This is a genomic window from Butyrivibrio sp. AE3009, assembly GCF_000420845.1.
Lineage (GTDB): Bacteria > Bacillota > Clostridia > Lachnospirales > Lachnospiraceae > Butyrivibrio.
In genome coordinates this window covers 1-1639 of record NZ_ATVS01000097.1, presented here as the reverse complement: position 1 = coordinate 1639, position 1639 = coordinate 1, and the positions used below count along the sequence as shown (strand labels likewise).

Below are 1639 nucleotides of genomic sequence, written 5' to 3'. Positions count from 1 at the left end.
CAAGCCGCTAAAGCGGTGGCTAGGTTAATACCTCGGGCTCAGAATCTAAGAACAATCAGCTGGCAGCCTGAAGTTCAAGTATCTTCTTCTGACCGAAGTAGATCATCAGCTGCCACCTAGCGGGCATGTTTTCAGCCTTTGACAGAATCTCATCTACAACTGGAGGCCTGTAATCATTGTGCTTATGCGGCCTCAGAAAGTTATAATACGCAACCCAGAGAGTCAGATCATAGTTGGCGCCATCGTAATTGTCGAATCCATTAGTGATGCGATATGAGGCTTTATAAGTACGGTTAAGGCGTTCAATCATCTGCTTGAAAGGACGGTATTCCTTGGATACTTCGTCTTCGTTCTGGAGACCGATTACCTGAGTGATTTCAAACTTGAGCTTTTCTCCAAACTCGTGGAAAAACTGCTGTGCAGCTAAAGGATAGGCACTGTAACCATCAGCTATAAACTTAAAGTTCTTGGGAAGTTCAGTGATACCTTTTAAGGCCATTCTCATGGCGAGGATGCACGGACCAACACCTCTGTTATCGGATACCTGATAGCCAATGATGGCTCTGGATGCAGCATCAATTATGAGCCAGATATAGCTTTTAATGCCACGGACTTTGATGTAGGTCTCATCGGCAGCAAAAGCAGCACCTTTCTCGTAGGGATAGTTATCGACAAAAGGCTTGACGCATATGGCTGCTGTTTTGCAGTAGTTGGCGACCTGCTGATGGGATATTGATATACCATACAGATCTGATAATGCCTGCCTCGTTTTTCTAAGAGACAATCCGAGATTTACGTGGAAAGTAAGGCAGAGGGACATGATGTAAGCATTGTGTTTGTTGAACTTAAGCGACGATGCATTCTTGGGGAGAGAGTTTAGGTCCATCTTAAAGAAATCTATCGTGAATTCGCGGTAGATGTAGTGGAGCTTATATTTGTTCTTTCCATGGTCTTCAGCAAGATCTTCTTTATCGACTTTCTTGAGGTTGTGGAGATAGTAGGGACACTTAGGATTAACGCATTTGTGGATGACGAAATGCTTACGGTCTTTCTTACGAACGAGGGTATGCTGGCAGTGAGGGCACTTTAGAGACATCTGATTATCAAAGCGGTTATCTCCGGGAGTGAAAGCAGTCTGGCAGATCTTACACATGAGCTGTCCTGCCTTACCATTGTTCTTGTAAAGATAAGGCTGTGGGGCATGGCATGAAGGACAGGTACAGTCCTCTGGAATATCGCATTCAGTGCGGCGCTTGATCGGTTTGATGGCCTTACCATAGCGCTGGGCATAGTAGTTATTGAGATCTTTCCAGTCCCAATCCTGATGGTAATAGACAATCTTAGGGAGTTCATCGACTTTGAACTTTTGATATTTGGGAGAATGAGAATCATCGAAAGCCCACTGCTTTAGAGGTATATATCTGCAGATGAAATTAATCAGCCAGCAGTTTTGCTGATAGAGTTGTTGAATGATTTGAAGTAAATAAAGTATAATGTTCACGAGCATTGTCTCCTGGTTATTTTGTGAGTTTGGTCGCTGACATTATACCAAAAAGGGAGGTCAATGCTCTTTTTATTTTGAACTCCCGATAAATCAAGGTTTTAGAACTAAAAAACGGGTAGTTAATTTGACACTACC

The 1639-nt window shown here is 43.3% G+C and carries 1 protein-coding gene; it reads right to left on the bottom strand.

What is annotated here, in order from left to right; genetic code table 11:
* Nucleotides 1–55: 55 nt before the first annotated feature.
* Nucleotides 56–1501, bottom strand: a complete 1446-nt coding sequence (locus G588_RS0118480; protein ID WP_022780165.1) for a DDE-type integrase/transposase/recombinase — start codon at nt 1499–1501, stop codon at nt 56–58.
* Nucleotides 1502–1639 lie beyond the last annotated feature (138 nt).